We start from the raw sequence: 23986 nt of genomic DNA, 5'->3' as shown, positions 1-23986 counted from the left end.
CTCAGCGCGGGGCTGACCAACGTAACCGTGTCGGGGGGCGGCACCTACAATAGCAGCACGGGCGTGGTGACGCTGCCCGCCATCAGCAGCCTGGCCAGCGGCACGAACACGAGCAGAACCATCTCCTTCACCATGCCCGCCTCGACCGTGAGCGGCATCAGCAATGTGAGTTCGGCCACGGCCGACTCCAACACGAGCAACAACCCATCCTTTATTACAACTACGTCTACGCCCGCGGCCAATCTACGCACCACGCTCACCGGCCCCAGCTCAGCCCTGAACGGCTCGATTGCCAGCTACACGCTCACCATCTTCAATGATGGCCCCAGCCCGGCCATCACCGTGCAGCCGACGTTGCAGCTCAGCGCGGGGCTGACCAACGTAACCGTGTCGGGGGGCGGCACCTACAATAGCAGCACGGGCGTGGTGACGCTGCCCGCCATCAGCAGCCTGGCCAGCGGCACGAACACGAGTAGAACCATCTCCTTCACCATGCCCGCTTCGACCGTGAGCGGCAGCAGCAATGTGAGTTCAGCCACGGCCGACCCCAACACGAGCAACAACCCATCTTTTATTACGACTACGTCTACGCCCGCCGCCGACCTACGCACCACGCTTACCGGCCCTTCTGCAGGCTCAGCCCTGGCCGGCTCGACCGTCAGCTACACGCTCACCATCTTCAACGATGGCCCCAGCCCGGCCATCACCGTGCGGCCAACGCTGCAGCTCAGCACGGGGCTGACCAACGTAACCGTGTCGGGGGGCGGCACCTACACCAGCAGCACGGGCGTGGTGACGCTGCCCGCCATCAGCAGCCTGGCCAGCGGCACGAACACGAGCAAAACTATCACCTTCACCATGCCTGCCTCAACTGTAAGCGGCAGCAGCAACGTGAGTTCGGACACGGCCGACCCCAACACGAGCAACAGCGCATCCGCCCTTACGACCGGACTGCAGAAACCCCTACCGGTGGAGTTGGTAGGCTTCGAGGCGGCGGCCGAGAAAAGCGACGCACTGCTGCGCTGGACGACGGCCAGCGAACTGCACAACGACCGTTTTGAGGTGGAGCGCTCCTTCGACGGGCGCACCTTTGAGCGCGTGGGCACCGTGCGCGGGCAGGGCACCAGTGCCCGCCCCACTGACTACCGCTTCACCGACCCTGGGGCCGCCCGCCTGGGCGCGGCCCTGGTCTACTACCGCCTGCGCCAGTTCGACATCGACGGCGCCACCAGCATGAGTCCGGTACGCGTGATCAACTTCTCCCGCCCGGACGATGCCGACGTGGTGCTCTATCCTAACCCGGCCCTGGGCCAGACCTCCCTTGACCTGCGGCAGTTGCCGGCCGGCACTTATCAGGTACGCCTCCTCGACCTGCAGGGGCGCACCGTGAGCACGTATGGGCTGGAGGGCGCACGTATGCACTCGCTCCGTGTAGAGCACCTGCCTCAGGGCCATTACGTGGTGCGCGTAGTGGGTGGCGGCGTGAGCCTGGCCCTGCCCCTGATTCGCAACTGAGCCACTCAGCGCGGTTTCGCGGGCGGCTACAGCCACTCGCGAACTGTGCCACGCCGCCGGATGGTGCTCCCTTTTTTGGGTGCCTTCAGGAAAGAGTTCCGCCTCTCTGGTCGGAACTCTTTTTTAGTAGTGGTCTAATCTGAAGGAGAGGTTGTGATTGTGGATGACAAGTTTAAATCGAACGTTGTGCATCGCCAAGGACTTACTAGATGTATACTCCCAGGGTGAGGTGAGTCGGATCACGGGTAAAGATAGCCGGGTTCTTTTGCCACTGGGCACAGACAAATTCGTGTGGTGTCAGACCCCGCGGACGTTTGAGGCGCTTGGCGGGATGGTAAGCGAGTAAACAACTAATGAGTTGTAGGACGTAGCCAAAACCAACGCCCTGCTGGCTAAGAATAGCGTGATAACCGAAAAAATGACCACCATGACCACGGAAGATCGAGCGAAGTTGCTCGGCGTCGACGGCGTCATCTGGGGTACTTTCGAAAGCAGCCAACCCAATTAACGACGGCAAAAGCGGCGAACTGCTGTGGAAGCAGGATAAGAATCTGTCGCGCGGGTTCGGATACTAACTCTTTTATTATCATCATCATGCGGAAGGCTTTGCGTCAGTTCCCCATATTCCAAAGCATTCAAGAGTTAGAACTGGGGCTGAGGCGTTCATGATTTCTTCAGGGTCGCTTGGTTAGTTTGGTCGTAAATTTGCCAGCCTACTCAAAACCAGTAAATTTGTCGAACGCTACCCTTTCAATTCTCATATTATTCCCCGCTTCATGAAAAAAACCTTGCTCCTCGCCCTTAGCCTGACTGCCGCCGCGTATTCGGCCCAGGCTCAGGCCTCTAAGCCCGCCGATAAAGCCGCTGGCACGGTAGCTGGTCCTGCCATTACCTTCGAAGAGTCGAAGTACGACTTCGGCTCGGTAGTTCAGGGTGGTACCGTTGACCACACCTTCAAGTTTAAGAATACGGGCACTGCGCCCCTCATTATTTCAAACATTGGCGTGAGCTGCGGCTGCACGACTCCCGAGTGGACCAAAGAGCCGGTACAACCCGGCAAAACCGGTACTATTGTCGCTCACTTTAACTCGACCGGTAAAATGGGCATGCAGAATAAAGTGCTGACCATTGAATCGAACGCCACGGCGGGCAATGCCACTGTTTCGCTGGTAGGCGAAGTAAAAGAAGCTGGGGCCGCTGCCGCCTCGGCCGCGAAAACCGAACCGGCAACGGCCTCGGCTGCCCCCTCTGTTAAGGAGAACGCCAAGAAAATAAAAGAGAAGAATGGCGACACCAAGATGAAGGCCAAGGTTAAGTAAAGTGACCGAAGTTTTGTAGCCACGAAAAAGGGCCGTCCGCGCAAGCGAACGGCCCTTTTTTCGTGATAATTGCGGGCAGTTGGTCCAACTCGCTAGTCCGCATGAATGAGCCGGCTCGCAAAGGCTTTTGGAAGCGTAGGTTTGGATAGAAGGAGGGAAAAGAACTACGTTTCATCGCCGCCACCCGGGTATCTTCAGATGACGTACGAAAGCTCTTGCTGATGAAATCCGAACGGACTGCTTCATCTTTGTCCCAGCCAATGTTCTGCTCCAGAACCTATCCGCTCAATTGTGGAAAACAGCGAATTCTGGATCTGAATGCGGGCGGAGAGGGCAATGCTATTACTATGCTCAGTAATCAGATTACTCAAAAAGTAGAGTCGGCTTCTTGAGTAAAGATGAGGCTTATAGCCAATCGTATGTTACGGGACCAAGGCCGACGCCTGGCTTACAGCTTCCTAAGTGCCAGCACCAGGCTTAGCCAGCCGGCCATGAGCAACAGCCCGCCTATCGGCGCTACGGCGCCCAGCTTGGTGATGCCCGTGAAGCAGAGGGAGTAAAGTGAGCCACTGAAAATAGCAATGCCTCCCAGCCATAGCCAGCCCGTGGTGCCCAGCGTCTGGAGTTCCGGGCGCGCCGCCCACAGTACCCCAATGGCCAGCAGGGCCAGCACGTGGAAGAATTGGTACCGCACCGCCGTCTCGAAGGTATCGAGGCGTCCGGCTTTTACCAGCGTGTCGTGTAGCGCGTGGGCCCCGAAGGCCCCAATAGCCACCCCCAGCCCGCCGAGCAGGGCCGCGAGTTGAAGCAGAAGGCGAGCAGTCATAGCAATAGCAGTAAAGCGGGAAAATGAGGACTGGCCGCGAAGGTACGGCCCGCAAGCCCTCAAATCTGCCGTTTGAGGCGGACCGAGGTCGTGCGCAGACTACCGTCGGTCCCGCGCAGTATCATCAACAGGGTGCGCCCGTCTTCGGAGTGAAGCATTCGGTCGAGTTGCGTGAGGGTGAAGGCGCTAATGGGTAACAGGTTAATACTGATCAGCTCGTCGTTGGGCTGGAGGCCGGCGGCGGCAGCCGGCGAATTGGGCATTACGTTAAGCACCAGGTAGCGGCGGTAGTCCGGCCCGGTAGCCAGCAGGTCGATGCCGCACATGTCGTGCTCGAACGGGTCGCGGAATTTGGTGTTGGGCCGCAGCAGCAGGCGTTGGTGCGGGTAGTCGATAACCAGCGAAAAGCGCTTGAGCAATTCGTAGCCAATGTTGCCGTTACGCGGCACGTCCACGCGCCGATGCACGTCGGCCGCATTGGGAAAAGAAGTGAGCACCGAACGCAAGGTATAGCGGCCCAGTTGCAGTGTGCCCACCCGGCCCAAGTAGCCCTGAACCATGCCCGAGAGGCCCCGGCCGAGGTTGGTGGGCAGGCGCTTGGCCGGCGCCACCAGCCGTGGGTCGGAATCCAGCTCGATGGAAAGGGCGTGGCTGGCGCCAGTGTCGAGCACCAGCTTAAGGGGGAGCGTGAGCGAGTCGGTAAGCTGAACCGGCGCCACGAAATAGGCTTTGTTGTTTTCCAGGGACAGCGCCACCTCCGACCACCGGCGGCCTTTGGGCCGCCGGTACGTAACCGGATTGCTTACCACCATCGTGGCTTGTTCGAGCCGCAGCGTCACCACCAAACTGCGAAATAGCTCCGAGCCCAGAATGCCGTAGATGGGCACCCCGATGTAGCCGGACAGGTCTAACACGTCTTCCGACAGCACCAGGCAGGTCATGTGAGGAGCCACGATGCCGGGCATTTCCATTCGCACACTGTCGGTTTGGTAAGCCAGCAGGCCGGTGGCAACCCCACCCGCACCCACTACCCGGTACTGTTGCCCGTGGCGCAGGTTCAGCGAGTCGGCGAGGGCTGTCGACGTGATGATGGAGATGTTGACGCCCGTGTCGAGCAGGAAGTTAAACGGGCCCGCCCCGTTCACCCGGCACTTCACTATCAGTAAGTTGCGGTGCAGCTGTATGGGTATGCGGGCTTGCTTGCGGCGCGCCCGGGCCAAAGCGAAAGGCGCTGCTCCCGGGTTCTCGATTTGGGCGTACGCGGGGAAGCCCGCCTCCAGGCACAGGCCAAATAAAAGCAGCAGACGCATAAAACGTGAAACAAGCATGGCAGAGGGAGCTCAACCGGAACGGTAAATTAAGCGAATAACCCGCTTCTTTACCTATCCAAGCCCCCCTATTTAGGGATTTTCCCACTGTCCGGCGGGTGCATAGTGCAGAGCGCCGTTCGCGATGCGGAGGGGTGCCGCTACGTTATTGTGGTATAACTGGCCCGTGCCCAGCCCTTGCGCGAAGCCACGCACCTCGTACTCACCCGTGAGCTGGGCCACGGCGTTGAGGCCAATATTGGATTCCAGGGCCGAGGTTATCCACCAGCCAATGTTCCGGGCCTGCGCCAGGGCAATCCAGCGGCGGGTTGCCGCGTGTCCACCCAGCAGCGTGGGTTTGAGGACCACGTAGGCCGGCCGGATCTCGTCGAGCAGGGCGGCTTGCTCGTCGGGGTCGGCCACGCCAATAAGCTCCTCGTCGAGGGCGATGGGTAGGGGCGCCGAGCGGCACAGCGCCGCCAATGCCGGGCCCTGGCCGGCCGCCAGGGGCTGCTCGATGGAGTGCACATGAAAAGCAGCTAGCTGCTCCAGTTTCGCCCGCGCGTCGGCTGGGGTGAAGGCGCCGTTGGCATCTACCCGTAAGGTGAGTTGGTCCGGGCCGGCGACGGCCCGAATTTCGGCTAGCAGGGCTAGCTCAGCGGCAAAATCGAGGCTGCCGATTTTCAGCTTCAAGCACGAGTACCCGGCGGCGAGCTTTTGCTGAATCTGCTCGCGCATGAACGGGGCATCGCCCATCCAGACCAAGCCATTGATGGGCAACCCGGCCTGACCGAGGCTAAAGGCATTGGTGTACAGCTGTCGCCGCCCGCCGCCCGCTAGGTCCAGGGCCGCGGTTTCTAGCGCAAACACCAGAGAGGGGAGGCCCGGACCCACAAATGCCGAGGCATCGGCCGCGGAAAAAGCGGCAAACGCCCCGGCATTGAAGCGTTCACAGAGGAGCGCAATTATTTCCGGAAAATCAGGGCCGTAGTCGGGGCTAAGGCCGGCTAACGGGGCAGCTTCGCCCAGCCCGACCACCGCGGGATCGGCTTGGTCGGCCAGGTGCACGTACCAGGCCACGTGTTCGGCCAGCGCTCCGCGGGAAGTGCGGGCCGGGAAGTTAAAGCGCAGTACGCGCCGCGAGAAGCTGAGACTAAGCATAGCGCAAAGATGGGCGCCGGGGTCGGCTCAGCCGGGTGCCCTACTTGCTGGCTTTTGCGGCGGTTTTCCCCCGCCGGCTTACCAGGCCGCCTTTGCGACCGGCATTGCGGGCCTCTTCGGCCGAAAAGCGGTGGCCCCGGCCACTGGCGTGCGAAGCCTTGCCGCCTTCGCTGGCAATGCGGCGCTGGGTTTCGGGACTCATGGCGGCGAAGCCCCGACGGCTCTTCGTGCCAACCCGGTTAGCGGGACGAGTTCCAACTTTGATGGCTTCGGCCTCGGTATCTGTGATGTTAGGGACTGAAGTTGTCATAGAGATGAAGTAGGAAGGGTTTGAGTTATACAAGTGTAATACTGCCAGGCGATAATCGTACTCCTATGTTTGTGTTTAGTTGTGATTTAAGTAGAATATTGATACAAATACCAATTTTTACTGAGGAGCTTCTACGTAGTTTATTAGCTTGACTGCGTGTTTAATTAAGCCCTGACGAATGACCCGTGGCCCCGGCGTGGCCAGTGCGCCGCAACCTCGCGCCGATTTGGGCAGTTAGCTTCGTGCCACGGGTGCTTTCCCCCGTCGTTTTGCTTCCCTATGCTTTCAATGCAATATACCCCCGTAGCCTCTCCCGCCGCTCCGTCCTGGCGGACTCGTTACCAGGCCGTGCGGGACCAAAGCCAGGCACTTTGCGCCCCCCTGCTGCCGGAAGACACGGTGGTGCAGCCCATCGTGGACGTGAGCCCACCGAAATGGCACCTGGCCCACACCACGTGGTTCTGGGAAACCTTTCTGTTGAGCGAGTACGTACCCGATTACCAGGTATTCCATCCCGAATACGCCTATCTGTTCAACTCCTACTACAATTCCCTGGGCTCGCGCGTGAACCGCGCCGACCGCGGTACGCTCTCGCGCCCGCCCCTGGCCGATGTACTGGCTTACCGCGCCCACGTAGACGCCGCCATGGCCGCGCTGCTAACGACCGCCGACGCTCTGCCCGCTTCGTTCTACGAGCTGCTCGAGTTGGGCCTGCACCACGAGCAGCAGCACCAGGAGCTGCTGGCCACCGACATCAAGTACATCCTTAGCACCAGCCCCCTGGCCCCGGCCTACTTGAAGGAGGCAGTAGGGGGGGAGGCCGCGGAATCAGCGGGCGACCATGCTCGCGCGCGCTCCCATTCTCCGGCCTCAAGTCCTGCCTCGTGGCTGCCCGTGCCCGGCGGAATTTACCGGGTAGGCTTTCAGGAGGAAGGCTTTTGCTTCGATAATGAGCTGGCCGCCCACGAGGTGCTGCTGGCGCCCTTCGAGCTTCAAAACCGCTTGGTAACCAATGCTGAGTACCTGGCCTTCATCGAAGCGGGCGGCTACCGCGACTTTCGCTACTGGATGGGCGAGGGCTGGGAGTTAGTGCAGGCTCAGGGGTGGGAAGCCCCCTTGTACTGGGTGCAGCGCGACGGCGCCTGGTTCCGGTTCACGCACCACGGCTTGCGGCCGGTAGTGCCGGCGGCGCCGGTTACGCACCTCAGCTTTTATGAGGCCGATGCCTACGCTAACTGGGCCGGGGCCCGGCTACCCACCGAGGCCGAATGGGAAACCGCCGCCCGGCACTTTGGAGCCCGCCCCAACGGTGGTACCTGGCTGGAAAGTAATGCGTTTGACCCCCAGCCCGTGGCCCCCGACGCCGACCCCACGGCCTGCCACCAGTTGCTCGGCGATTGTTGGGAGTGGACCTACTCGGCCTACCACGCCTATCCGGGCTACGAGCGGGCCGCCGGCGCCCTGGGCGAGTACAACGGCAAGTTTATGGTCAACCAGCTGGTGCTGCGCGGAGGCTCCTGCGCCACGCCCGAAAGCCACATTCGCGTTAGCTACCGCAATTTCTTTCACGCCGACAAGCGCTGGCAATTCTCCGGCATCCGCCTGGCTCGGTCGGTTAACGTATAACAATTGCGATTTACCAGCCATAAATTATCAGATTTGTGCGCGGTAAACCGATGAAATGGTCTTTACTCTCCTTCCAGCGCCCACTCGCCGCAACGGCCGGGATAAACGTTGCCTGCTAAATGATAAATGTACTAAGTGAGTTGGCGCAGCACGTGGCCGATGGCCTTCACCGAACCCCCAGGGCCCTTTCGTCGATGTACTTCTACGACGACGCGGGCAGCCGGCTGTTTCAACAAATAATGGAGCTGCCGGAATACTACCCGACCCGGGCCGAATCGGCTATTTTTCGGGCGCATGGCGCCGCCATTGCCGCGGCCTTACGTCCACCGGTCGGCGAATCCTACGCGCTGGTGGAGCTGGGCGCCGGCGACGGGGCTAAAACCAAGCTGTTGTTGCGGGAGCTGCTGCGCACCGGCCCCTCCTTCACGTACGCGCCAGTCGACATCTCGGCGGGGGCCATGACTGGCCTGGTTGCGGCCCTCCACCACGAGCTGCCAGCCCTTAACGTAGCGCCCGTGGTGGAGGATTACGCCACGGCCCTTAGGCAGCTACGCGATTGGCCCGGGAGCAAGGCGGTGCTGTTCTTAGGCTCGAACATCGGCAACTTCGGCGCCGCCGAGCGGCTGGATTTCCTGCGGCAACTGGCGGCGCCGCTGGCTCCGGCTGACCGCCTGCTCATTGGGTTCGACTTGCATAAAGACCCGCGGCGCATTCGGGCGGCCTACGATGACGCCCAGGGGATCACGGCTGCCTTTAACCTCAACCTACTCACTCGCCTCAACCGCGAGCTCGGGGCCGACTTCGACCTGGCCCATTGGCAGCACTATACCGATTACAACCCCTTGGATGGTGCCGTTCGCTCGTACCTGGTGAGCACCCGGGCCCAGCAGGTGCGCATTACCGCGCTGGAAGAAACCTTCGATTTTGCCGCCTGGGAAGTAGTCCATACCGAAAACTCCTACAAGTTCACCCTACCGCAAATCAAAAAGATAGCCGCCGAGGCCGGTTTGCGGGTAGTGACTTACTTCACCGATGCGGCGGGAGATTTTGCCGACGTCGTGCTGGCCGCGCAGGAAGAGTAAAAATGGCAAAGCTGGAGGCAATGATTAACCTGGTCTCGGGCTACAGATATGTTGCCGTGCCGCAAGTGGCACTAGAATTAGGGTCCGGCTTCCCTCTGCCAGGGCTTTGCGCCTGAAGCGAACCAGGGTCGTACTTGGTAAGTCCGCCCTACCGGGTACGACCCCCTAGTAGTCACGGGAAGTACCAACGGCCGCGCCGGGTGCCTCCCTTGACCCCAAATAGCAACTGGTAACGATAAAATAGCCTTCCCCACCGGAGAGAGCGGGCGTACCTTTGCGTGGGGCTGATTGGCCCGTTGTTATTAGTTTTTTAAGTTGAAAGATCTTCGTCCGCATTTGCGTCCTACGCTGCTGCTAGCTTACCCCGTTATGCTGTCGCAGCTGGGCCACGTGCTCGTAAATTTTGTTGATTCGGTGATAGTCGGGCACATTGGTAAAGTGCCGCTGGCCGCCGTGGGGGTGGGGGTAAGCACCACCAGCGTGCTGCTGGTGCTGGGCGTGGGCCTGAGCATGGGGAGCGTGCCGCTGGTAGCCGCCGCCGATGGCCGCCGCAACCTGCCTGAGCTGGGCCGGCTGCTGGTGGCTTCGGTGTGGACCAATGCCCTGGTCGGGCTGGGGTTGGCCGGGCTGGGCCAATTGGTGCCGTTGCTGCTGCCCCTGCTGGGCCAGCCACCCGAAGTCGTGGTCCTGGCGGGGCCCTGGGTGCGAGTCATCAGCCTGTCGTTGTTTCCGCTCATGGTTTTTCAGGGTTTTCGCATGTTCGCCGAAGGGCTGGGCCTCACCCGGCAGGCCATGTGGCTGTCGGTGCTGGGCAACGTGCTTAATGGCCTGCTCTGCTACGCCCTGGTGTACGGCCGCTGGGGTGCCCCGGAGCTGGGCCTGATGGGCTCGGCCTGGGCCACGCTCCTGGCCCGCACGCTGATGGCGGGGGCCATGGCGGCTTACGTGCTCCGCGCCCCGCGTCTGCGGGCCGAGCGGGCCGCCGTGGCTAGCTGGTGGGCCGCGGGCCCTACCATTCGCCGCATTGCCGACCTGGGCATGCCCATTGGCGTGCAAATGGCGCTGGAAGTGGGTGCTTTTGGCCTGTCGCTGCTCATGGCGGGCTGGTTAGGTGTTACCCCGGAGGCCGCCCACAAGGTAGCCATCGATGTGGCCAGCATGACCTACATGGCCGCCAGCGGCATTGCCGCCGCGGCTACCATCCGGGTGGGCAACCTACGTGGGGCCGGTGACCTGCCCGCGGCCCGGCGGGCGGGGTTTGCGGCCTACTGGCTCACGTTTGCCTTCATGGGCATTATGGGCCTGTTGCTGATCTCGACCCGGCACGTGGTTCCGTACATCTACATCAGCGACCCGCAGGTAGTGGCGCAGGCCGCCACGCTGCTGCTCATCGCGGCCCTATTTCAGGTTTCTGATGGCTTGCAGGTGGTGGGTCTGGGCGCCTTGCGCGGGCTGGAAGACGTGAAGGTGCCCTCGGTAGTCGCCTTGCTCGCGTACTGGGTCGTGGCCCTGCCCGTGGGCTATTTCCTGGGCTTTAAGCTGCACCTGGGGGCCCCCGGCGTGTGGACGGGCTTGCTGGTGGGCCTGACCATCGTGGCCATCGTGCTGCTGCTGCGCTTTCGCCGCCAAACCCGGCTGGACTTTGCCCCAGTGCCCCTGGCCGACGTGCGCAGGCAGGAACCGATTGCCGCCCAATAAGTCGGCAGACGCCGAGAATGCGGAATAAATTAGGTAGCCGGGTAATCTTTGCGCGAGCTGTACTGTTCGGCTTGGCGGGTGCGCCCGTTCTCCATCTTCACTATTTTATTTATGTTCTCCTTTATAACCTGGTTTCTACTGGCTGCTGTGCTATGGCAAGGCCCCGCGCCCAAGCAGGGGCCCGCAGCCCCCGGTACTTCTGTAACTTCCACGCCCGCCGCGGCCCCCATCCCGTGGTCGGCTTCCCGGCCGCTCACCACAGCAGACTTTCAAGCCCGCCCCCGGCCCTACGACCGGCTGGCGGCGATGACTTCAACTGATATCAAAGCCGGGGCTGCTTGCCGCGACTTTGTGTTCTCGGCGACGGTGGAGGCAACTTTCGACCCGACTGCTTCCTGGGTTCGGGAGCCCAAAACAGCTAGCCCAGCTTTGCTGCGCCACGAGCAGACCCACTTCGACCTCACGGAAGTATACGCCCGCATCATGCGCCAAAAGCTGGCCTCGTTTCAAGCCAAGGTGGCTTGCGACAAGCTGCAGCCAGCTTTCAACAACTTCACCAAGGGCATCTACTCGGAGTGGGACCGGGAGCAAAACCGCTACGATCAGGAAACCAACCACGGCCTCAACGCTGCCCGCCAGGCGTCCTGGGAAAAGCAAACGCAGCTCAGGCTGACTCAATTAGAAGCTTTCGCCCAAGCCAAGTAGCACGGCCGCCCTCATAATAGCTCGTTCATGACCGCTCCGCACCTGACCTGGGCCGAATTTGAGCACGTCGACCTGCGGGTTGGTACCATCTGCGAGGCCCGCCCATTCCCGGAAGCTCGCCGGCCGGCGTACCAGTTGTTGATTGACTTCGGCCCCGAAATCGGCCTGAAAAAGTCCAGCGCCCAAATTACCCACCACTATACCCCCGACACACTGGTCGGCCAGCAGGTGCTGGCCGTGGTAAACTTCCCGCCTAAGCAAATCGGAAAATTTCGCTCCGAAGTACTGGTGACTGGTTTTGCCGATGCCGAGGGCCACATCGTCCTGGCCAGTGTGGCCGGACCCGTGCCTAATGGCAGCCGGCTCGTGTAAGGCCGGGCGCCCAGTGAATGAGAATCCGGGCCGAACGAGCAGCTTTTCCTCTTAACACGGTAGCGGGCGCGGCCATAAGCACCTCAGGTGACCCTTATGGAGTGGGCCCTACCGGGTACGACCTCAATTCTCTAGAGGTGCGAAGCCAAAAGAGTGAATACAAGGAATGGCCAGACGTTAGGGATACAGGCCTAACGATCTAATTCATAATGATTGCGCGATCAAGGTAGCGCAATTCTCTCGTCAGGCTCCCCCTCTCCCCCGGAGAGGGGGGTGAGGCACTTAGCGGGCGGGCGTGGGATTGGGCTTGGAGTAGTACTCGAGCTTGGCGGCTCGCTGGTTCAACGTGTCAATCACGACCTGGTAAATTTCTTCGAGGTCTTTGCCATGCATGCCGTAGTAGCGGTAGCTGCGGTGGAAAGCCGAGTCAGTAATGCTTTGTTGCCAGAACAGCGATTTTTGCTGAGCCTGGAACAGGGCCTGGGCCGAGTCGGGCCGGAGGTGGCTGTTCTCCACCCGCGCCTCCAGGACTTGGAGGTCGGCGAGTATCGGGATCATTTTCTCCTTGGGCAGCAGTTCCTCGGGCTGCGGGGGCTCTTCGGGGCGCTCACAGGCGGGCACGACCAGCAGGAGGGGAGCCAGCAACAGGCCCAGGTAACGGCGGTGGAACGATTTCACGACACAAAGTTAGTCCCACGCCGTAGCTTAGCAGCCATGAACCCTTCCGTGCCTCCGGCCCTCACCGCCTTGGTGCGCCGCCTGCGCCACCTCGAAATCCGCATCCGCAAGGCGGTGGAGGCCCAGCTACAGGGTGATTTTCACTCGGTATTCAGAGGCACGGGGCTCGAAGTCGACGATATACGCCTCTACCAATACGGCGACGAGGTGCGCGCCATCGACTGGGCCGTATCGAGCAAGGGCCATGGCACGTTCGTTAAAACGTATAAGGAAGAGAAGGAGCAGCAGGTTCTGGTGTTGCTCGACGTGAGTGCTTCGCTGGACGTGAGCGACGGCCAGCGGCGTAAGATTGACGTGGCCCGTGACATCGCGGGCCTGCTGGCGCTTTCGGCGGCCCGGCAGGGGTCGGCGCTGGGCTTGCTGGCTTTCTCCGACCAGAAAGAGCTGTACCTGCCCCCGGCCAAAGGGCCGCGGGCGGCCTACGCCCTCATTCAACGCTTGTTTTCGCTGGTGCCGGGCTCGCGTCGGACGGGCATCGGCGCGGGCATTCGGCAGGCCCTGGGACTGTTGAAGCGGCGCAGCCTGGTGGTGCTGATTTCGGATTTTATTGACGGCAGCTACGAGCGCGAACTGGCCATGCTGGCCCAGCGCCACGACCTGATTGTGATGCAGCTGCTGGTTCCCCGCGAGCGCCATTTTCCCGCGTTGGGCATCGTGCCCCTGCGCGACGCCGAAACGGGCCAGGTGCGCTGGGTCAATACCTCGTCTCCGGCCTTTCGGGCCCAGGTGCGAGCCACCGCCGACTATCAGGAGGCCCAGCTGGTAAACCTGTGCCGCCGCACCCGTACGGGTTTCCTGGCCCTGAGCACCGAGGGCGACTTCGTACCGCAGCTCCTGAATTTATTTCGCCACCGCCAGCAGTCGGCCCGCCGTGGATAAGGGCGGGCACCTCGGCAGGGTAGCGGGCTGGCTGGCTCTGAGTCTGTTGCTAAGCAGCCGGGCCGCGGCGCAATCCGACGTTTCGGCCGGGCTCCAGGGCCGGTTCCTGAAGCAGCAGGTTCGCGTTGGTGAGCCTCTCGACTACGAGCTACGCTACGAGCACGCCCCGAACCTGGAAGTGGTGTTTCCGGATTCGCTGGCGCGCTTCACCCCATTTGAGTACACGGGCCGGACGTTTTTCCCCACTCGCACTCGCCAGGGCCGCAGCCTGGACCGTACCATCTACCACCTGCGCACCTTCCGCCTCGACTCGGTGCAGTCTCTAGTTTTGCCAGTGGCCGTTTTACAGGGCAACGACACCCTGAGCATTGCCCCCCGACCCAGCTCGGTGCGACTGCGGCGCATGGCCCCGCCGCAAATGGCCTCAGGCCTGCCCGCGCTACGCCAGAACCTGGCCCTGGTGCCGGTCGAGCCCCTGTTCAACTACCCCTATTGGCTGGCCGGGGCGGCGGTGGGCATGCTCCTGATTATGGGCAGCGCGACCTTGTTTCGCCGCCGCCTTTCCCGGCGCTACCAGGCCTACAAGCTTCGCAAAAACCACGGGTACTTCCTGGCCCAGTTTGCCCGCCACGCCGAGCGGTTCGAGCTCTCGCGCTCGGCCACCAACGTAGAGCGAGCCGTGGCCCTCTGGAAAAGCTACCTCGCCGGCCTGGAAAATAACGACCTGAACTCTTTCACTACCCGCGAAATCGTGACTTACTTCGAGAACGACGCCGACGTGCGCAAGGCCCTAAGCGCTACCGATAGAGTAATTTATGGCAACCTGCAAACCGAGGATGCCAAAGAAGTAGACCGAGCCTTTCAGCGCTTGCGCGGCTTTGCGGAGCGGCGCTATGCTTCCGTAACCCAGGTGTAAGAATTAGCTCAGGCAGGTATGAAATAAATATGAGGGGACATCAACAATGAATAACGTGCAGGTCGTATGTTTATTTATGGACGGAAGGCTTCATTGCAGTATTCAAAAGTGGCGGTGACTGGGTAATGCTTGTAGAGATAGAAAAAGGTACAGATGTAAGACAGGTTCTTTTGTATTGCAAAATGTTTAATGGATCTGAATTAATTCATGCTCTTGTATGATTCGATTTAAGTTTCGCATAATTTCATGGGTATTATTTGTGCTCATGGAATGGATGATATCTAATTTAATTTCTGATTGATCAAAAATATGAGGCATGAGTAAGATAGATCAAGTAATAAATCTAATCCAACATCAGCCGCTTACGGACCTGTTGCTCGTTGGCTATATCGATCAGGATGATACCGTAAAACGATTCAACCCTATACACACAGAGGTATATCTTGAATTTGGTCTTTCGTTGTTGCACTGTTCTTCAGTAGACCAATATGACAAATTGAGAATGAGGATTGTTGATAAAATAGCCCTTGCCTTTGATTTTGAAATAGAAGAAGGTAATGAGTTAGGTATTTGTTCAATATTCGAGATGTACTTGTTCGATCCATACGGAACAAATCAAATTACAGCAGCTCAACTTCTGCTAGATGAGGAATGCGATTTAGATGAAGGAGTAGTTAAGTGCGCCGGGTTTAATATTGGAAGCAAGGATTATTTATTTTTAGATCCAACCCATACATTCGGTGTTCAAATAAATGGAAAGCGTTCCATTAAGGAATGGATAGAGAGAAACGTACATAGAACGCCTAAATACCGGGAGTTTGTATGGGATAGGAGTGAGGGGAAAACAGAATTAAAATCAATTTCATTGATAACTTAAGAGGTTGTGGTGGCTCGCCGCTGCCGCTACACTCGGCTGTGGTGGCCTGCCGGGTTGGGGCCGCCGTCCGGCAAAAGCTTCGCCCCCCGCGTTCCTACCTTCGCAGTTGCTTGAACGACTTTTTTACCCTTCTGCGCTATACCACGCTGGCGAGCTACCAATGGCAGCAGCCGCGCTTGTTGCTGCTTATTGCGGTGGTGCCGCTGCTGTTTGGGCTGCGTTGGGTCCTGGCCCGGCGGCGGCCCCGTGTGGCCGTGGCCTTCGGCCCGGGGCTGCTTCGCCGCGATTGGCTGGCGGCCCTGCGCTTCCTGCCCGATGTGGTGCTGGGCTTGAGCCTGAGCCTGGGCATTGTGGCCCTGGCCCGGCCGCAGCGCACCGACGAGCGCGTGGAGCAGACCGGCCGCGGCATCGACCTGGTGCTAGCTGTCGACGTGTCGGGCTCGATGGAAATTCAGGACCTACGACCCAACCGCCTCGAAGCAGCCAAGCGCATTGCGACCGACTTCCTGAAGACCCGCCTCGGCGACCGGCTGGCGCTCGTGGCCTTTGCCGGCGAAGCGTACTCCCTGGCCCCGCTTACTACCGATTACGACCTGCTGCGCGAAGACCTGGCCAGCCTCCGCGTGGGCATGATCGAGCAGGATGGCACGGCCATTGGCACAGCCCTGGGCTTGGCCACCAACCGGCTGCGCGAGTCGACGGCCCGCTCGCGGGTCTGCATCTTGCTTTCCGATGGCGAGAGCAATGCCGGCAGCCTCGACCCGCTGCTGGCCGCTCAGCTGGCGCACGCCTTTGGCATCCGCCTCTACACCATTGGCCTGGGGCAGGACGGCTTTGTGCCCTACGGCCAGAACTCGCTCGGCCGGACCCGCTACGTGCAAACGCGCCTCGATGAGACCACGATGCGTCAGCTCGCCGCCGCGGCCGACGGCCAGTTTTTTCGGGCCACCGATACCGCCGGCCTGCGCGAAGTGTTTCGGCAAATCAACCGCCTCGAAAAGTCAGAAATCAAGCAAATCCGGTTTCGCAACACCAAGGATTTCTACCGCCCCTACCTGTGGCTGGCCATTAGCCTGTGGCTGCTGTGGCTGGCGCTGCGAAGCACTTTCCTGAGTAATCCATTGGAGGATTGAGCATATGCACCCCCCGCGTCAACCTCACCCCCGGCCCCTCTCCACAGGAGAGGGGAGCCTGATGCTAGGGATACGGACCGGGGTACACCACTAAGTGCTGACCATTAGATGGCTATTGTGGAGCTGGCGCGCGTCAGTGACGAACTGCTGGCTAGTTTCGCATTGCGACGAACTACAAAGTCGCCTGGCTCCCCTCTCCTGCGGAGAGGGGCTGGGGGTGAGGCTCCTCGGCCGCGCCGCTAAAATTTCATCAGTCCCCCACCCAATCCATACCTTCCAGCGCATCCACCAATGTCCATTGCTGAGAACATTTACCGCCTCAATGCCGAGCTGGCCGACACGGCCGCTCGCCTGGTTGTCGTCACCAAAACCCACCCCGTCGAGCGGCTGGCGGAAGCTTATGCCGCCGGCGCCCGCTTATTCGGCGAAAATCGGCCCCAGGAGATGGCGGCCAAGCAGCCCCAACTGCCCCCCGACGTGGAGTGGCACCTCATTGGCCAGCTTCAAACCAATAAAGTGAAGCTGTTGGCGCCCTTCGTGCACACGGTGCAGAGCATCGATAGCCTGAAGCTGCTGCGGGAGCTGGAGAAGCACGCGGCAGCTCAGCACCGCATCATCAATGGCCTGCTGCAGTTCCACATTGCCCAGGAAGCCACCAAATCGGGCCTCACCCTGCCCGAAGCCGAAGTCATCTTGGCTTCTGAGGATTTCCGGCAACTGCGGCACGTGCGCCTGACCGGGGTGATGGGCGTGGCCACCTTTACCAGTGATGAGGCCCAGCTACGGCAGGAGTTTCGGCAGCTGCGCGGCTATTTTGAGCAGCTAAAAACCACGTATTTTGCCGCCGACCCGGCATTCTGCGATATTTCGATGGGCATGAGCGGCGACTACCAACTGGCGGTAGCCGAAGGCAGCACCCTGGTTCGGGTGGGCAGCGCCATCTTCGGGAGCCGGGGCTGAGGCCGTCCTTGAACGAGCGTAGAAGCCAAGAGCGCTGAAGAGTTCGGGAGGAAGAGCTTAGAGTGGCGTAAAACTCCTACCTTTCTTTTGTGCCGAAAGAATAATTTCTCATTCTTCATTCCTCCTTGCTCATTGAACGCCCCCCCGCCGGCCATTGAGGCCAACCAACACATCTACTATGACTACTTCGAGGAGGACTTCACCCGGACCGTGGATGAAAACATCCTGCAATTGCTCGACCAGGTGTGGTTCCGCTCCGAGCTGGTGGGCTTCGAGCAATTCCCCCAGCGTAACAACCCCGACCGGCCGCTGATATTCGCCTCGAACCACTCGGGCATGGCCTTTCCCTGGGATGCCATTGTGGCCTTGTCGCACCTGTTTCGGCGCCTGCCCGTGACCAGCACGATCCGGGACTTGCCCCGGCCCCTCTCGGCCCCGCTGCTCTCGCAAACGGCCCTCATGAACCCCTTTCTGGTCAAAGACTTCTGGAAGAAATGCGGCTGCGTGGATGCCACGACGCTGAATTTTGAAACCATGATGTATTACCAGGACCACAACCTGATGCTGTACCCCGAGGGAGTGCCCGGCATCGGCAAGGGCTTCAACCGCAAATACCAGTTGCAGCGCCTGGCCACGAGCATGGTCCGCCTGTCCCTGCAACACGGCACCGACATCGTGCCATTTTACACCATCAACGCCGAATACCTCAACCCCTACGCCTATAGCCTCGACGGCGTCAACCACCTGACCAAGAAAATCGGCATTCCGTTTTTGCCGCTCACGCTGCTGCTGCTGCTGGTATTGCTGCAGCCCTGGGCTTTCTACCTGGCTTTTCCGGCCAAGCTGATTTTTGTGATGGGCACCCGCATTCGGCCCTCCGAGTTCACCAACAAAACCACCGACGAGCTCACCCGTGAAGACTACCTAGCCCTTTCCGAGCGAATCCGGAAACAAATGCAGGCCGAGATGGACGCCGCCGTACTGGCCCACGGCCGCAAGCCCTACCGCTGGGGCGAGCTGTGGCAGCGCATCAAGGAAAACCGTCGCTTCTTCCCGTTTTTCCTGCCCTTCGCCTGGCCGGCCGTCTTCTCCGAGTTCGAGCGGCTCTACGTAAAAGAAGGGCGCCGCAATTTTCGCATGAAACTCGACCAGCCGGGCGCCTGGCTGCGTATGCTGTGGCGCAACCCCATCACGTTGGCCTATTTTATTCCGTTGCTGGGCTGGATTCCACTGGCCATCAAAGGGTATCGGGGCAATAAGCTGGGGCAAAAACCGTAATATTCTTTGAATCAGACCGAACTGATAAATGTTGTAAACTTGCGATGGGGGCGGCCATACAGCGCGTAGCGAAGTAGCTCGCTTGCTTCGTGGAACCGCCGGTCTGCGGAGCTAACGAGTGGATTACTTGCGTGAGTCAGCTGCTTGGCTACGTTAACCTTCGGTTCAGCTCCGCAGCCGCCAGAGCCGAACGTTTTCCCCCTCGCGTTTTCGGCTTCGGCCCGCGCTGCTCCTTGTTTCCTGCTCGTTTCTCTACCCGCCACCCGACCTTCTCCCGCATTCATCCCGCCCAATGCCTTCGTTTCAGCACCTGCTGCTCAAGCAGCTATTGACCGCGGCCGCGCAGCCTTTGGCCCGGCGCAAGCCCAGCGTCGGGGCCATCCGCCTGGCGATGGAGGCGGGTTCGTTGTTTCAGTTCATGCCCTGGCAGGTGCATTTGGAGAGCCTGAAGCTGGATAACCGCCTCGAGGCGGAGTGGCTGCGGCCCCGCGGGGCGCATCCCAGCCGGGTGCTGCTTTACTTGCACGGAGGCGGCTACGTGCTGGGTTCCCTCAACACCCACCGTAGCCTGGTGGGCAGGCTGGCCCAGCGTGCTGGTCTTAACGTGTTGACCATCAATTACCGAAAAGCGCCTGACCATCCTTTCCCCGCCGCCCTCGACGATGCCAAACGGGCATACCGCTGGCTGGTGCGCCACGGCCACCAGCCGCCCGACATCGTGGTGGCCGGTGACTCGGCTGGGGGCGGGCTGGCCCTGGCCCTGCTGCTGACCCTGCGCGACGCCGGCCAGGCCATGCCCGCGGCGGGGGTAGGTCTTTCGCCCTGGACCGACCTCAACCTGCCCATTACCGCCCTGCGCCGCGTAGCCCGCGAGGAGGGCCTCCTGCTCGAAGCCTTGCAAATGCGCACCTGGGGGCCCCTTTACGCCCACAAAACGGCCCTTACGCACCCCTTGCTCTCGCCCGCTCAGGCCGATTTACACGGCCTGCCCCCCTTGCTCATCCAGATCTCCACCGCCGAAGTGCTGTACGACGACGTGGTAAAATTCGTGGACAAGGCCCGGGTCGCGGGCGTGGCCGTGACCCTCCAGCCTTTCGAAGGATTGGTGCACTGGTGGCATCTGTTCTGGCGCATTGTGCCCGAGGCCCGGCAAGCGCTCGACCAGATAGCCGACTTCCTGGAAAAGCTGTGGGCCAGCCAGGTTGGGGCCCGCGCAGCCTTGCCCGGCTCCGTACGCCCGCCCGTGGCGCGGCGCCGGGCTGCTTAAAAGCCGCTTGCGGCCGGTGCCCACGCACCTCGGTTTTTTTAAGTTGGACGCCACCACGATTGGGATAGGCCAGGGTGAAATTGCCGGGCGCCCGCCGCCCGGAGTTGCGACGCCCCGGCTTCCGGGCTTGGTGCTGAGCTAATTGGAACCCGGGGCCAGAAAGCCCAGAGCGCGGGCGTTGAAAAAATAAGTTCTGATTTCAACGATTTTGAGCCACTTTTAAAAAAAACCGGCGTACACAGTTAAACTATATTGCGGAGTGTTCGTAGGTTTGCACCGAAAGTAGTCGGCTTGCATACTAATTTACTGGGGCAAGGCCTTTTACTTCAGTTACTTCCTCCGTTTACATTTTCAACTAATTTGTTTTTTGCCATGGAAGATTTGTTCAAGAAGTTCGTTAATGCTGGGGTAGGCTACATCGCTCAGGGTAGCAAGTCGGTGCAAAGCACCATCGAGCGGTTGGTGAAAGACAATAAGATGACCCAGGAAGAGGGTAAAAAGATTGTGGATGAGCTGATGAAAAGTGGCGAAAGCAAGCGGGCGGAGCTTGAAAAGCAGTTCCAGGGCCTGTCCGAGCGCATCAAGGCTAGCATTGGCTTGGGCGATACCAAGTCGAAGGGCAAATCGGGGGCGACGGCCAAGAAGCCCGCAGGCAAGTCAGCCGCCAAGTCGGCGAGCAGCGCCACGAGCAAGGCGGCTGGTGCCACCAAGCAAGCGGCCGATAAAGTAAGCGCCGCCGCTGGCTCAGCGCAGAAGTCGGCCGCCGCCAAAGCCGGCGCGGCTAAAAAGCCGGCCGCCAAGAAGCCCGCCGCTACCAGCAGCGCCTCGGCCGCCCCGGCCGGTGATAAAGCCTAAGACGCTTCGTTGTTATTCCTGATAAAGCCCCGTTTGCACGCCGTGAACGGGGCTTTTGTTGGTTGGGCCCACCCGGGGCTGGTCCAGGGTCGGGGCGTCGGAGTGCGGCCCGGGCGGTCTGGATTAGCGCGCCGTTGGGCCAAGTATTCTTTCGGAGTCGGGCCGTCGGGCGAGCGCTGCCGTTCGGTGCTCCGGCCGCCAGGCACTACTTTCACCGCCGATGTTTAAAAACACGATTTCCAACCTCCACCGCATCCGGCAGGTGGCCGAGGTGCTGCTCCGCTACGGCTTTGAGGATGTGGTGACTACCACGCCGCTGCGCCGCCTCGTGAGCCAGGCGCGCCGCCTGAAATGGCAGCGGGCCGACCGGCAAGTGTTCGAAACCACGCGCTGGGAGCGGGTGCGCCTGAGCATTGAAGAGCTGGGACCCACGTTCATCAAGCTGGCCCAGGCCATGAGCAACCGCGCCGATTTGCTGCCCCAGGCGCTCATCGACGAGTTTGAGAAGCTGCAAAGCAACGTGCCGCCGTTTGAGACGGCCCTGGCCCGGCAGATTATCGAGCAGGAGCTGGGCCGCCCCATTACCGAGGTTTTCAGCGAGTTCGACGATACCACCCTGGGCTCAGCCAGCATTGGGCAGGTGCACCGGGCCCGGCTGCTCAGCGGCGAAGAAGTAGTGGTGAAGGTGCAACGCCCCGGCGTGCGCGAAAAGGTGCGCTCCGACCTGGCCCTGCTGCACGAGCTGGTGCGGCTCACCGCGGGCTTCCTGCAGAAGCAGGGCCTGGCTAACCCGCAGGACATCGTGGATGCCTTTGAGCGGAGCATGAGCAAGGAGCTGGACTACACCGCCGAGGCCCGCTCGATGGAGCAGTTTCGCAAGCTCTACGCCGACTACACTACGTTTTATATTCCCAAGCCCTTCCGCGAAATCAGCACCGAGCGCATTCTGGTGATTGAGTTTGTGAGCGGCTGCAAAATCACCGATAAGGCGCAGCTGCTGGCTTGGGGGCTCAGCCCCGAAACCGTGGCCGAAGTAGGCATGGACATCTACCTGACTCAGATTTTTGAGTTTGGGGTGTTCCACGCCGACCCGCATCCCGGCAACGTGCTGGTGCAGCCCAATGGTACGGTGGTGCTCATCGACTTCGGCATGGTGGGCCGCCTCACCAAGCAGCAGAAGTACGCTTTCGCGGGCGTGTTTATCGGCATGGCCCGACAAGACGCGCGCAGCATGGCGCTTAACTTTCGGCGCCTCGCCCTCACGGCCGAAATCCCGGATATGCGGGCCTTCGAGGCCGACCTCAGCCAGCTGATTGAGGACTTTGCCACGCTCGATGTGAAGGAAATGAGCATGAGCGACTTGGCGGATGCGCTGCAAGGAGTTATCTACACCTACAAATTGCAGGTGCCGGGCGCGGTGTTTCTCATCCTGCGCGCCCTGGTGATTTTGGAGGGCATCGGCAAGGTGCTGCACCCCAATTTCAACACCTTTGAGTTTGTGCGGCCCTACGGCGCCAAAATCATCCGCGAGCAGTATTCGCGGCAAAACCTGCTCAGCGAGGCCGAATACACCGGCACCCAGTTGCTGGCCCTGCTCCAGACGTTGCCGGCTGACGTGCGCCAAATTGTGCGCAAAATCAGTAAGGGTGAGCTACGCCTGAAGTTCGAGCTGATTGGCTACCAAACCCTGCTGCGCAAAGCCGACCAGCTAGTGAGCCGCACCATCCTGGCGCTGTTGAGCGTGGGCGGCCTGCTGTTTTCGGGCTTCACCCTCCTCGGGCGCTACTCGCCCGACATGCCGTACCACCGGGGAGTACCCGAAATAACGTGGTGGAGCCTGGGGGCCACCGGCTTCATGCTGCTGATCTTGTTTATTCTTGGAACTAAGAAGGGGAAGCGATCGGAGTAAGGCCAACACCAAACCTAGAAACTGGTGCTCACGTCAAAGTGAATGGAGTTGTGCAATAGGTAATTGCCATACCTCATGCTGTCGTAGCCTAACTCGAAGCTCAACTCAGGTAATGAAGCGTACCGGATGGTAGTCCCAGCACCTGCCGTGACGCCGAACCCAAGATCTTCTGGAGTAGTGAGTGGCTGGCTGAAGTCCCTCTCGATTGGCAGGCTGAAGTCCCTCTCCGTTACTACTGATTTATTGTTGAGATTGATAGCGAACATCCCACCGGCATTTAAAAAAGGACGTATTGGGCCCCTCCCAAGAGTGTAGCGCACTAGTAAGGGCACCTGTAATTGAGTATAGTCAATAGATACAACATACGTAGAAAAAACGCTGCCGGGGACGTTAGCCGACTCGTAGGTGCTACGCAAATGGGTATAGCTTGCTTCCAGCAGCAAAGAAAACCGGGACTTGTTCGATAATCTCAAGAAAAGCCCCGCCTGATAACCGACGGCTTGCTTTCGTTCAGCAGGAGATGGATTAAAGGGGAAAGCAAAATTTGACACATTGATGCCGGCTTTTAAGCCGTAAGCGAACCGGACCCCGGCAGCGCCTTTTATTAGTCGGCTGGGGCGTTGCGGTTGGGTACAAGCATTGTAATCCATCACGAGGCGGGTTAAGCCAGAGTAGCGGGTTGGGTAACGGCGTTGCGTGACATCGGTCCCGAATTGCATAGTTGCACAGCCTGGCAGTAGCCTGTGAAAGGTTAGCTGTGCTATCTCGGGTTTGACTTCTATGAGGTACGTGGTATCGGGTACTTGCAGAAAGTAACTTCTCCCACTATGAGAGTTCGGACCACTATATAAGCTTACCGGGCCTTGTACTAGCGGGGCTACGAACCGCGCGGGCCCGTGAGGTCCTACATTCTGGACCACTCCTATCACGCCGGATGCATCACCATAGCTGCGTACCTCGCTGGGACCTAGCTTAACATGGTCACCTCCTGCTCGGCGCAACTTTATACCCTCATCTGATGCTACGATCTGTCCACGCAGGGTGTCACCAGCAGTAGTCACAACATAGTCTTGCTTCACGGAGCGCTGCGCCACAGCAGTAACGGATAGTGCCAAGGCAACTATCAGAAAGTAAATTTTCATCATGAGAAATATGAGAAATATGAGAAATGGGTCTATACAAAGATCAAAAGTGCCTTACTAATGGAAGTTTTCCAGTGATAAAAGCAAATCTTTGTTTTAATTCTTCAATTA

23 protein-coding genes are annotated in these 23986 nt (G+C 60.1%); 16 read left to right on the top strand and 7 right to left on the bottom strand.

The window, feature by feature from the left end; translation table 11 throughout:
• A partial coding sequence (locus tag IC235_RS19145; protein ID WP_191006813.1) for a T9SS type A sorting domain-containing protein occupies positions 1–1515 on the top strand: 1515 nt, incomplete at its 5' end.
• 205 nt (positions 1516–1720) lie between these two features.
• Here IC235_RS19145 and IC235_RS19140 read toward each other — a convergent pair.
• Positions 1721–2032 (bottom strand): hypothetical protein, encoded by a 312-nt coding sequence (locus tag IC235_RS19140; protein WP_191006812.1) that lies wholly within the window; start codon positions 2030–2032, stop codon positions 1721–1723.
• 259 nt (positions 2033–2291) lie between these two features.
• Here IC235_RS19140 and IC235_RS19135 point away from each other — a divergent pair, with 259 nt between their 5' ends.
• On the top strand, positions 2292–2834 hold the full coding sequence (locus IC235_RS19135; RefSeq protein WP_191006811.1) for a DUF1573 domain-containing protein: 543 nt from the start codon (positions 2292–2294) through the stop codon (positions 2832–2834).
• A gap of 448 nt (positions 2835–3282) precedes the next feature.
• Here the strand turns inward: IC235_RS19135 and IC235_RS19130 are convergent, their stop codons facing one another.
• From IC235_RS19130 to IC235_RS19115, 4 genes are all read right to left on the bottom strand, one after another.
• Positions 3283–3660, bottom strand: coding sequence for a DUF423 domain-containing protein (locus IC235_RS19130; RefSeq protein ID WP_191006810.1), 378 nt, complete (start codon positions 3658–3660; stop codon positions 3283–3285).
• Positions 3661–3719: 59 nt separating this feature from the next.
• Positions 3720–4970 (bottom strand): aspartyl protease family protein, encoded by a 1251-nt coding sequence (locus IC235_RS19125; protein WP_191006809.1) that lies wholly within the window; start codon positions 4968–4970, stop codon positions 3720–3722.
• Positions 4971–5060: 90 nt separating this feature from the next.
• Positions 5061–6128: an o-succinylbenzoate synthase gene (locus tag IC235_RS19120; RefSeq protein ID WP_191006808.1), complete on the bottom strand. Its 1068-nt coding sequence runs from the start codon at positions 6126–6128 to the stop codon at positions 5061–5063.
• A gap of 40 nt (positions 6129–6168) precedes the next feature.
• Entirely contained in the window at positions 6169–6438 is a 270-nt protein-coding gene (locus tag IC235_RS19115) for a KGG domain-containing protein (protein WP_191006807.1), read from the bottom strand.
• A gap of 288 nt (positions 6439–6726) precedes the next feature.
• Here IC235_RS19115 and egtB point away from each other — a divergent pair, with 288 nt between their 5' ends.
• From egtB to IC235_RS19090, 5 genes are all read left to right on the top strand, one after another.
• Entirely contained in the window at positions 6727–8064 is a 1338-nt protein-coding gene (gene egtB, locus IC235_RS19110; protein WP_191006819.1) for an ergothioneine biosynthesis protein EgtB, read from the top strand.
• 119 nt (positions 8065–8183) lie between these two features.
• Complete coding sequence (gene egtD / locus IC235_RS19105) at positions 8184–9146, top strand: L-histidine N(alpha)-methyltransferase (RefSeq protein ID WP_191006806.1); 963 nt, start codon at positions 8184–8186, stop codon at positions 9144–9146.
• Positions 9147–9461: 315 nt separating this feature from the next.
• Complete coding sequence (locus IC235_RS19100) at positions 9462–10844, top strand: MATE family efflux transporter (RefSeq protein ID WP_223847414.1); 1383 nt, start codon at positions 9462–9464, stop codon at positions 10842–10844.
• A gap of 111 nt (positions 10845–10955) precedes the next feature.
• Positions 10956–11549, top strand: coding sequence for a DUF922 domain-containing protein (locus IC235_RS19095; RefSeq protein ID WP_191006805.1), 594 nt, complete (start codon positions 10956–10958; stop codon positions 11547–11549).
• A 27-nt stretch (positions 11550–11576) separates the two neighbouring features.
• Positions 11577–11921, top strand: a complete 345-nt coding sequence (locus IC235_RS19090; protein ID WP_191006804.1) for a tRNA-binding protein — start codon at positions 11577–11579, stop codon at positions 11919–11921.
• 282 nt (positions 11922–12203) lie between these two features.
• On the opposite strand, the gene IC235_RS19085 is transcribed toward IC235_RS19090, so the two are convergent.
• On the bottom strand, positions 12204–12599 hold the full coding sequence (locus tag IC235_RS19085) for a DUF4296 domain-containing protein (protein WP_191006803.1): 396 nt from the start codon (positions 12597–12599) through the stop codon (positions 12204–12206).
• A 36-nt stretch (positions 12600–12635) separates the two neighbouring features.
• Here IC235_RS19085 and IC235_RS19080 point away from each other — a divergent pair, with 36 nt between their 5' ends.
• The 9 genes from IC235_RS19080 to IC235_RS19040 all read left to right on the top strand — a co-directional run bounded on the left by IC235_RS19080 (position 12636) and on the right by IC235_RS19040 (position 22733).
• Positions 12636–13538 (top strand): DUF58 domain-containing protein, encoded by a 903-nt coding sequence (locus tag IC235_RS19080; protein ID WP_191006802.1) that lies wholly within the window; start codon positions 12636–12638, stop codon positions 13536–13538.
• Positions 13531–14454, top strand: coding sequence for a hypothetical protein (locus tag IC235_RS19075; RefSeq protein ID WP_191006801.1), 924 nt, complete (start codon positions 13531–13533; stop codon positions 14452–14454). The genes IC235_RS19080 and IC235_RS19075 overlap by 8 nt, the downstream gene beginning before the upstream one ends.
• A 316-nt stretch (positions 14455–14770) precedes the next feature.
• Complete coding sequence (locus tag IC235_RS19070) at positions 14771–15331, top strand: hypothetical protein (RefSeq protein WP_191006800.1); 561 nt, start codon at positions 14771–14773, stop codon at positions 15329–15331.
• Between the two features lie 110 nt (positions 15332–15441).
• Positions 15442–16464, top strand: a complete 1023-nt coding sequence (locus IC235_RS19065) for a vWA domain-containing protein (protein ID WP_191006799.1) — start codon at positions 15442–15444, stop codon at positions 16462–16464.
• Between the two features lie 291 nt (positions 16465–16755).
• The gene (locus tag IC235_RS19060) at positions 16756–17424 is read left to right on the top strand and encodes a YggS family pyridoxal phosphate-dependent enzyme (protein WP_191006798.1); all 669 of its coding nucleotides are present in this window, start codon (positions 16756–16758) and stop codon (positions 17422–17424) included.
• A 132-nt stretch (positions 17425–17556) separates the two neighbouring features.
• Complete coding sequence (locus IC235_RS19055) at positions 17557–18702, top strand: lysophospholipid acyltransferase family protein (protein WP_223847413.1); 1146 nt, start codon at positions 17557–17559, stop codon at positions 18700–18702.
• A 292-nt stretch (positions 18703–18994) separates the two neighbouring features.
• On the top strand, positions 18995–19969 hold the full coding sequence (locus IC235_RS19050) for an alpha/beta hydrolase (protein ID WP_191006797.1): 975 nt from the start codon (positions 18995–18997) through the stop codon (positions 19967–19969).
• A gap of 372 nt (positions 19970–20341) precedes the next feature.
• On the top strand, positions 20342–20824 hold the full coding sequence (locus tag IC235_RS19045) for a phasin family protein (protein WP_191006796.1): 483 nt from the start codon (positions 20342–20344) through the stop codon (positions 20822–20824).
• A gap of 220 nt (positions 20825–21044) precedes the next feature.
• Positions 21045–22733: an ABC1 kinase family protein gene (locus IC235_RS19040; protein WP_191006795.1), complete on the top strand. Its 1689-nt coding sequence runs from the start codon at positions 21045–21047 to the stop codon at positions 22731–22733.
• A gap of 14 nt (positions 22734–22747) precedes the next feature.
• Here IC235_RS19040 and IC235_RS19035 read toward each other — a convergent pair whose 3' ends face one another.
• Positions 22748–23383 carry a porin family protein gene (locus tag IC235_RS19035; protein ID WP_191006794.1) on the bottom strand — a complete coding sequence of 212 codons (636 nt, stop codon included), beginning with the start codon at positions 23381–23383 and terminating at the stop codon, positions 22748–22750.
• Positions 23384–23986 lie beyond the last annotated feature (603 nt).

This window comes from Hymenobacter montanus (genome assembly GCF_014699115.1).
GTDB classification, from domain to species: Bacteria; Bacteroidota; Bacteroidia; order Cytophagales; family Hymenobacteraceae; genus Hymenobacter; species Hymenobacter montanus.
This window is presented reverse-complemented; position numbering and strand designations above follow the sequence as displayed.

Coding starts and splice junctions, on each gene's coding strand:
- IC235_RS19135 (WP_191006811.1), top strand. CDS start 2,292: ATGAAAAAAACCTTGCTCCTCGCCCTTAGCCTGACTGCCGCCGCGTAT.
- IC235_RS19130 (WP_191006810.1), bottom strand. CDS start 3,660: ATGACTGCTCGCCTTCTGCTTCAACTCGCGGCCCTGCTCGGCGGGCTG.
- IC235_RS19125 (WP_191006809.1), bottom strand. CDS start 4,970: ATGCGTCTGCTGCTTTTATTTGGCCTGTGCCTGGAGGCGGGCTTCCCC.
- IC235_RS19120 (WP_191006808.1), bottom strand. CDS start 6,128: ATGCTTAGTCTCAGCTTCTCGCGGCGCGTACTGCGCTTTAACTTCCCG.
- IC235_RS19115 (WP_191006807.1), bottom strand. CDS start 6,438: ATGACAACTTCAGTCCCTAACATCACAGATACCGAGGCCGAAGCCATC.
- egtB (WP_191006819.1), top strand. CDS start 6,727: ATGCAATATACCCCCGTAGCCTCTCCCGCCGCTCCGTCCTGGCGGACT.
- egtD (WP_191006806.1), top strand. CDS start 8,184: ATGATAAATGTACTAAGTGAGTTGGCGCAGCACGTGGCCGATGGCCTT.
- IC235_RS19095 (WP_191006805.1), top strand. CDS start 10,956: ATGTTCTCCTTTATAACCTGGTTTCTACTGGCTGCTGTGCTATGGCAA.
- IC235_RS19090 (WP_191006804.1), top strand. CDS start 11,577: ATGACCGCTCCGCACCTGACCTGGGCCGAATTTGAGCACGTCGACCTG.
- IC235_RS19080 (WP_191006802.1), top strand. CDS start 12,636: ATGAACCCTTCCGTGCCTCCGGCCCTCACCGCCTTGGTGCGCCGCCTG.
- IC235_RS19070 (WP_191006800.1), top strand. CDS start 14,771: ATGAGTAAGATAGATCAAGTAATAAATCTAATCCAACATCAGCCGCTT.
- IC235_RS19060 (WP_191006798.1), top strand. CDS start 16,756: ATGTCCATTGCTGAGAACATTTACCGCCTCAATGCCGAGCTGGCCGAC.
- IC235_RS19050 (WP_191006797.1), top strand. CDS start 18,995: ATGCCTTCGTTTCAGCACCTGCTGCTCAAGCAGCTATTGACCGCGGCC.
- IC235_RS19045 (WP_191006796.1), top strand. CDS start 20,342: ATGGAAGATTTGTTCAAGAAGTTCGTTAATGCTGGGGTAGGCTACATC.
- IC235_RS19040 (WP_191006795.1), top strand. CDS start 21,045: ATGTTTAAAAACACGATTTCCAACCTCCACCGCATCCGGCAGGTGGCC.
- IC235_RS19035 (WP_191006794.1), bottom strand. CDS start 23,383: ATGGATTACAATGCTTGTACCCAACCGCAACGCCCCAGCCGACTAATA.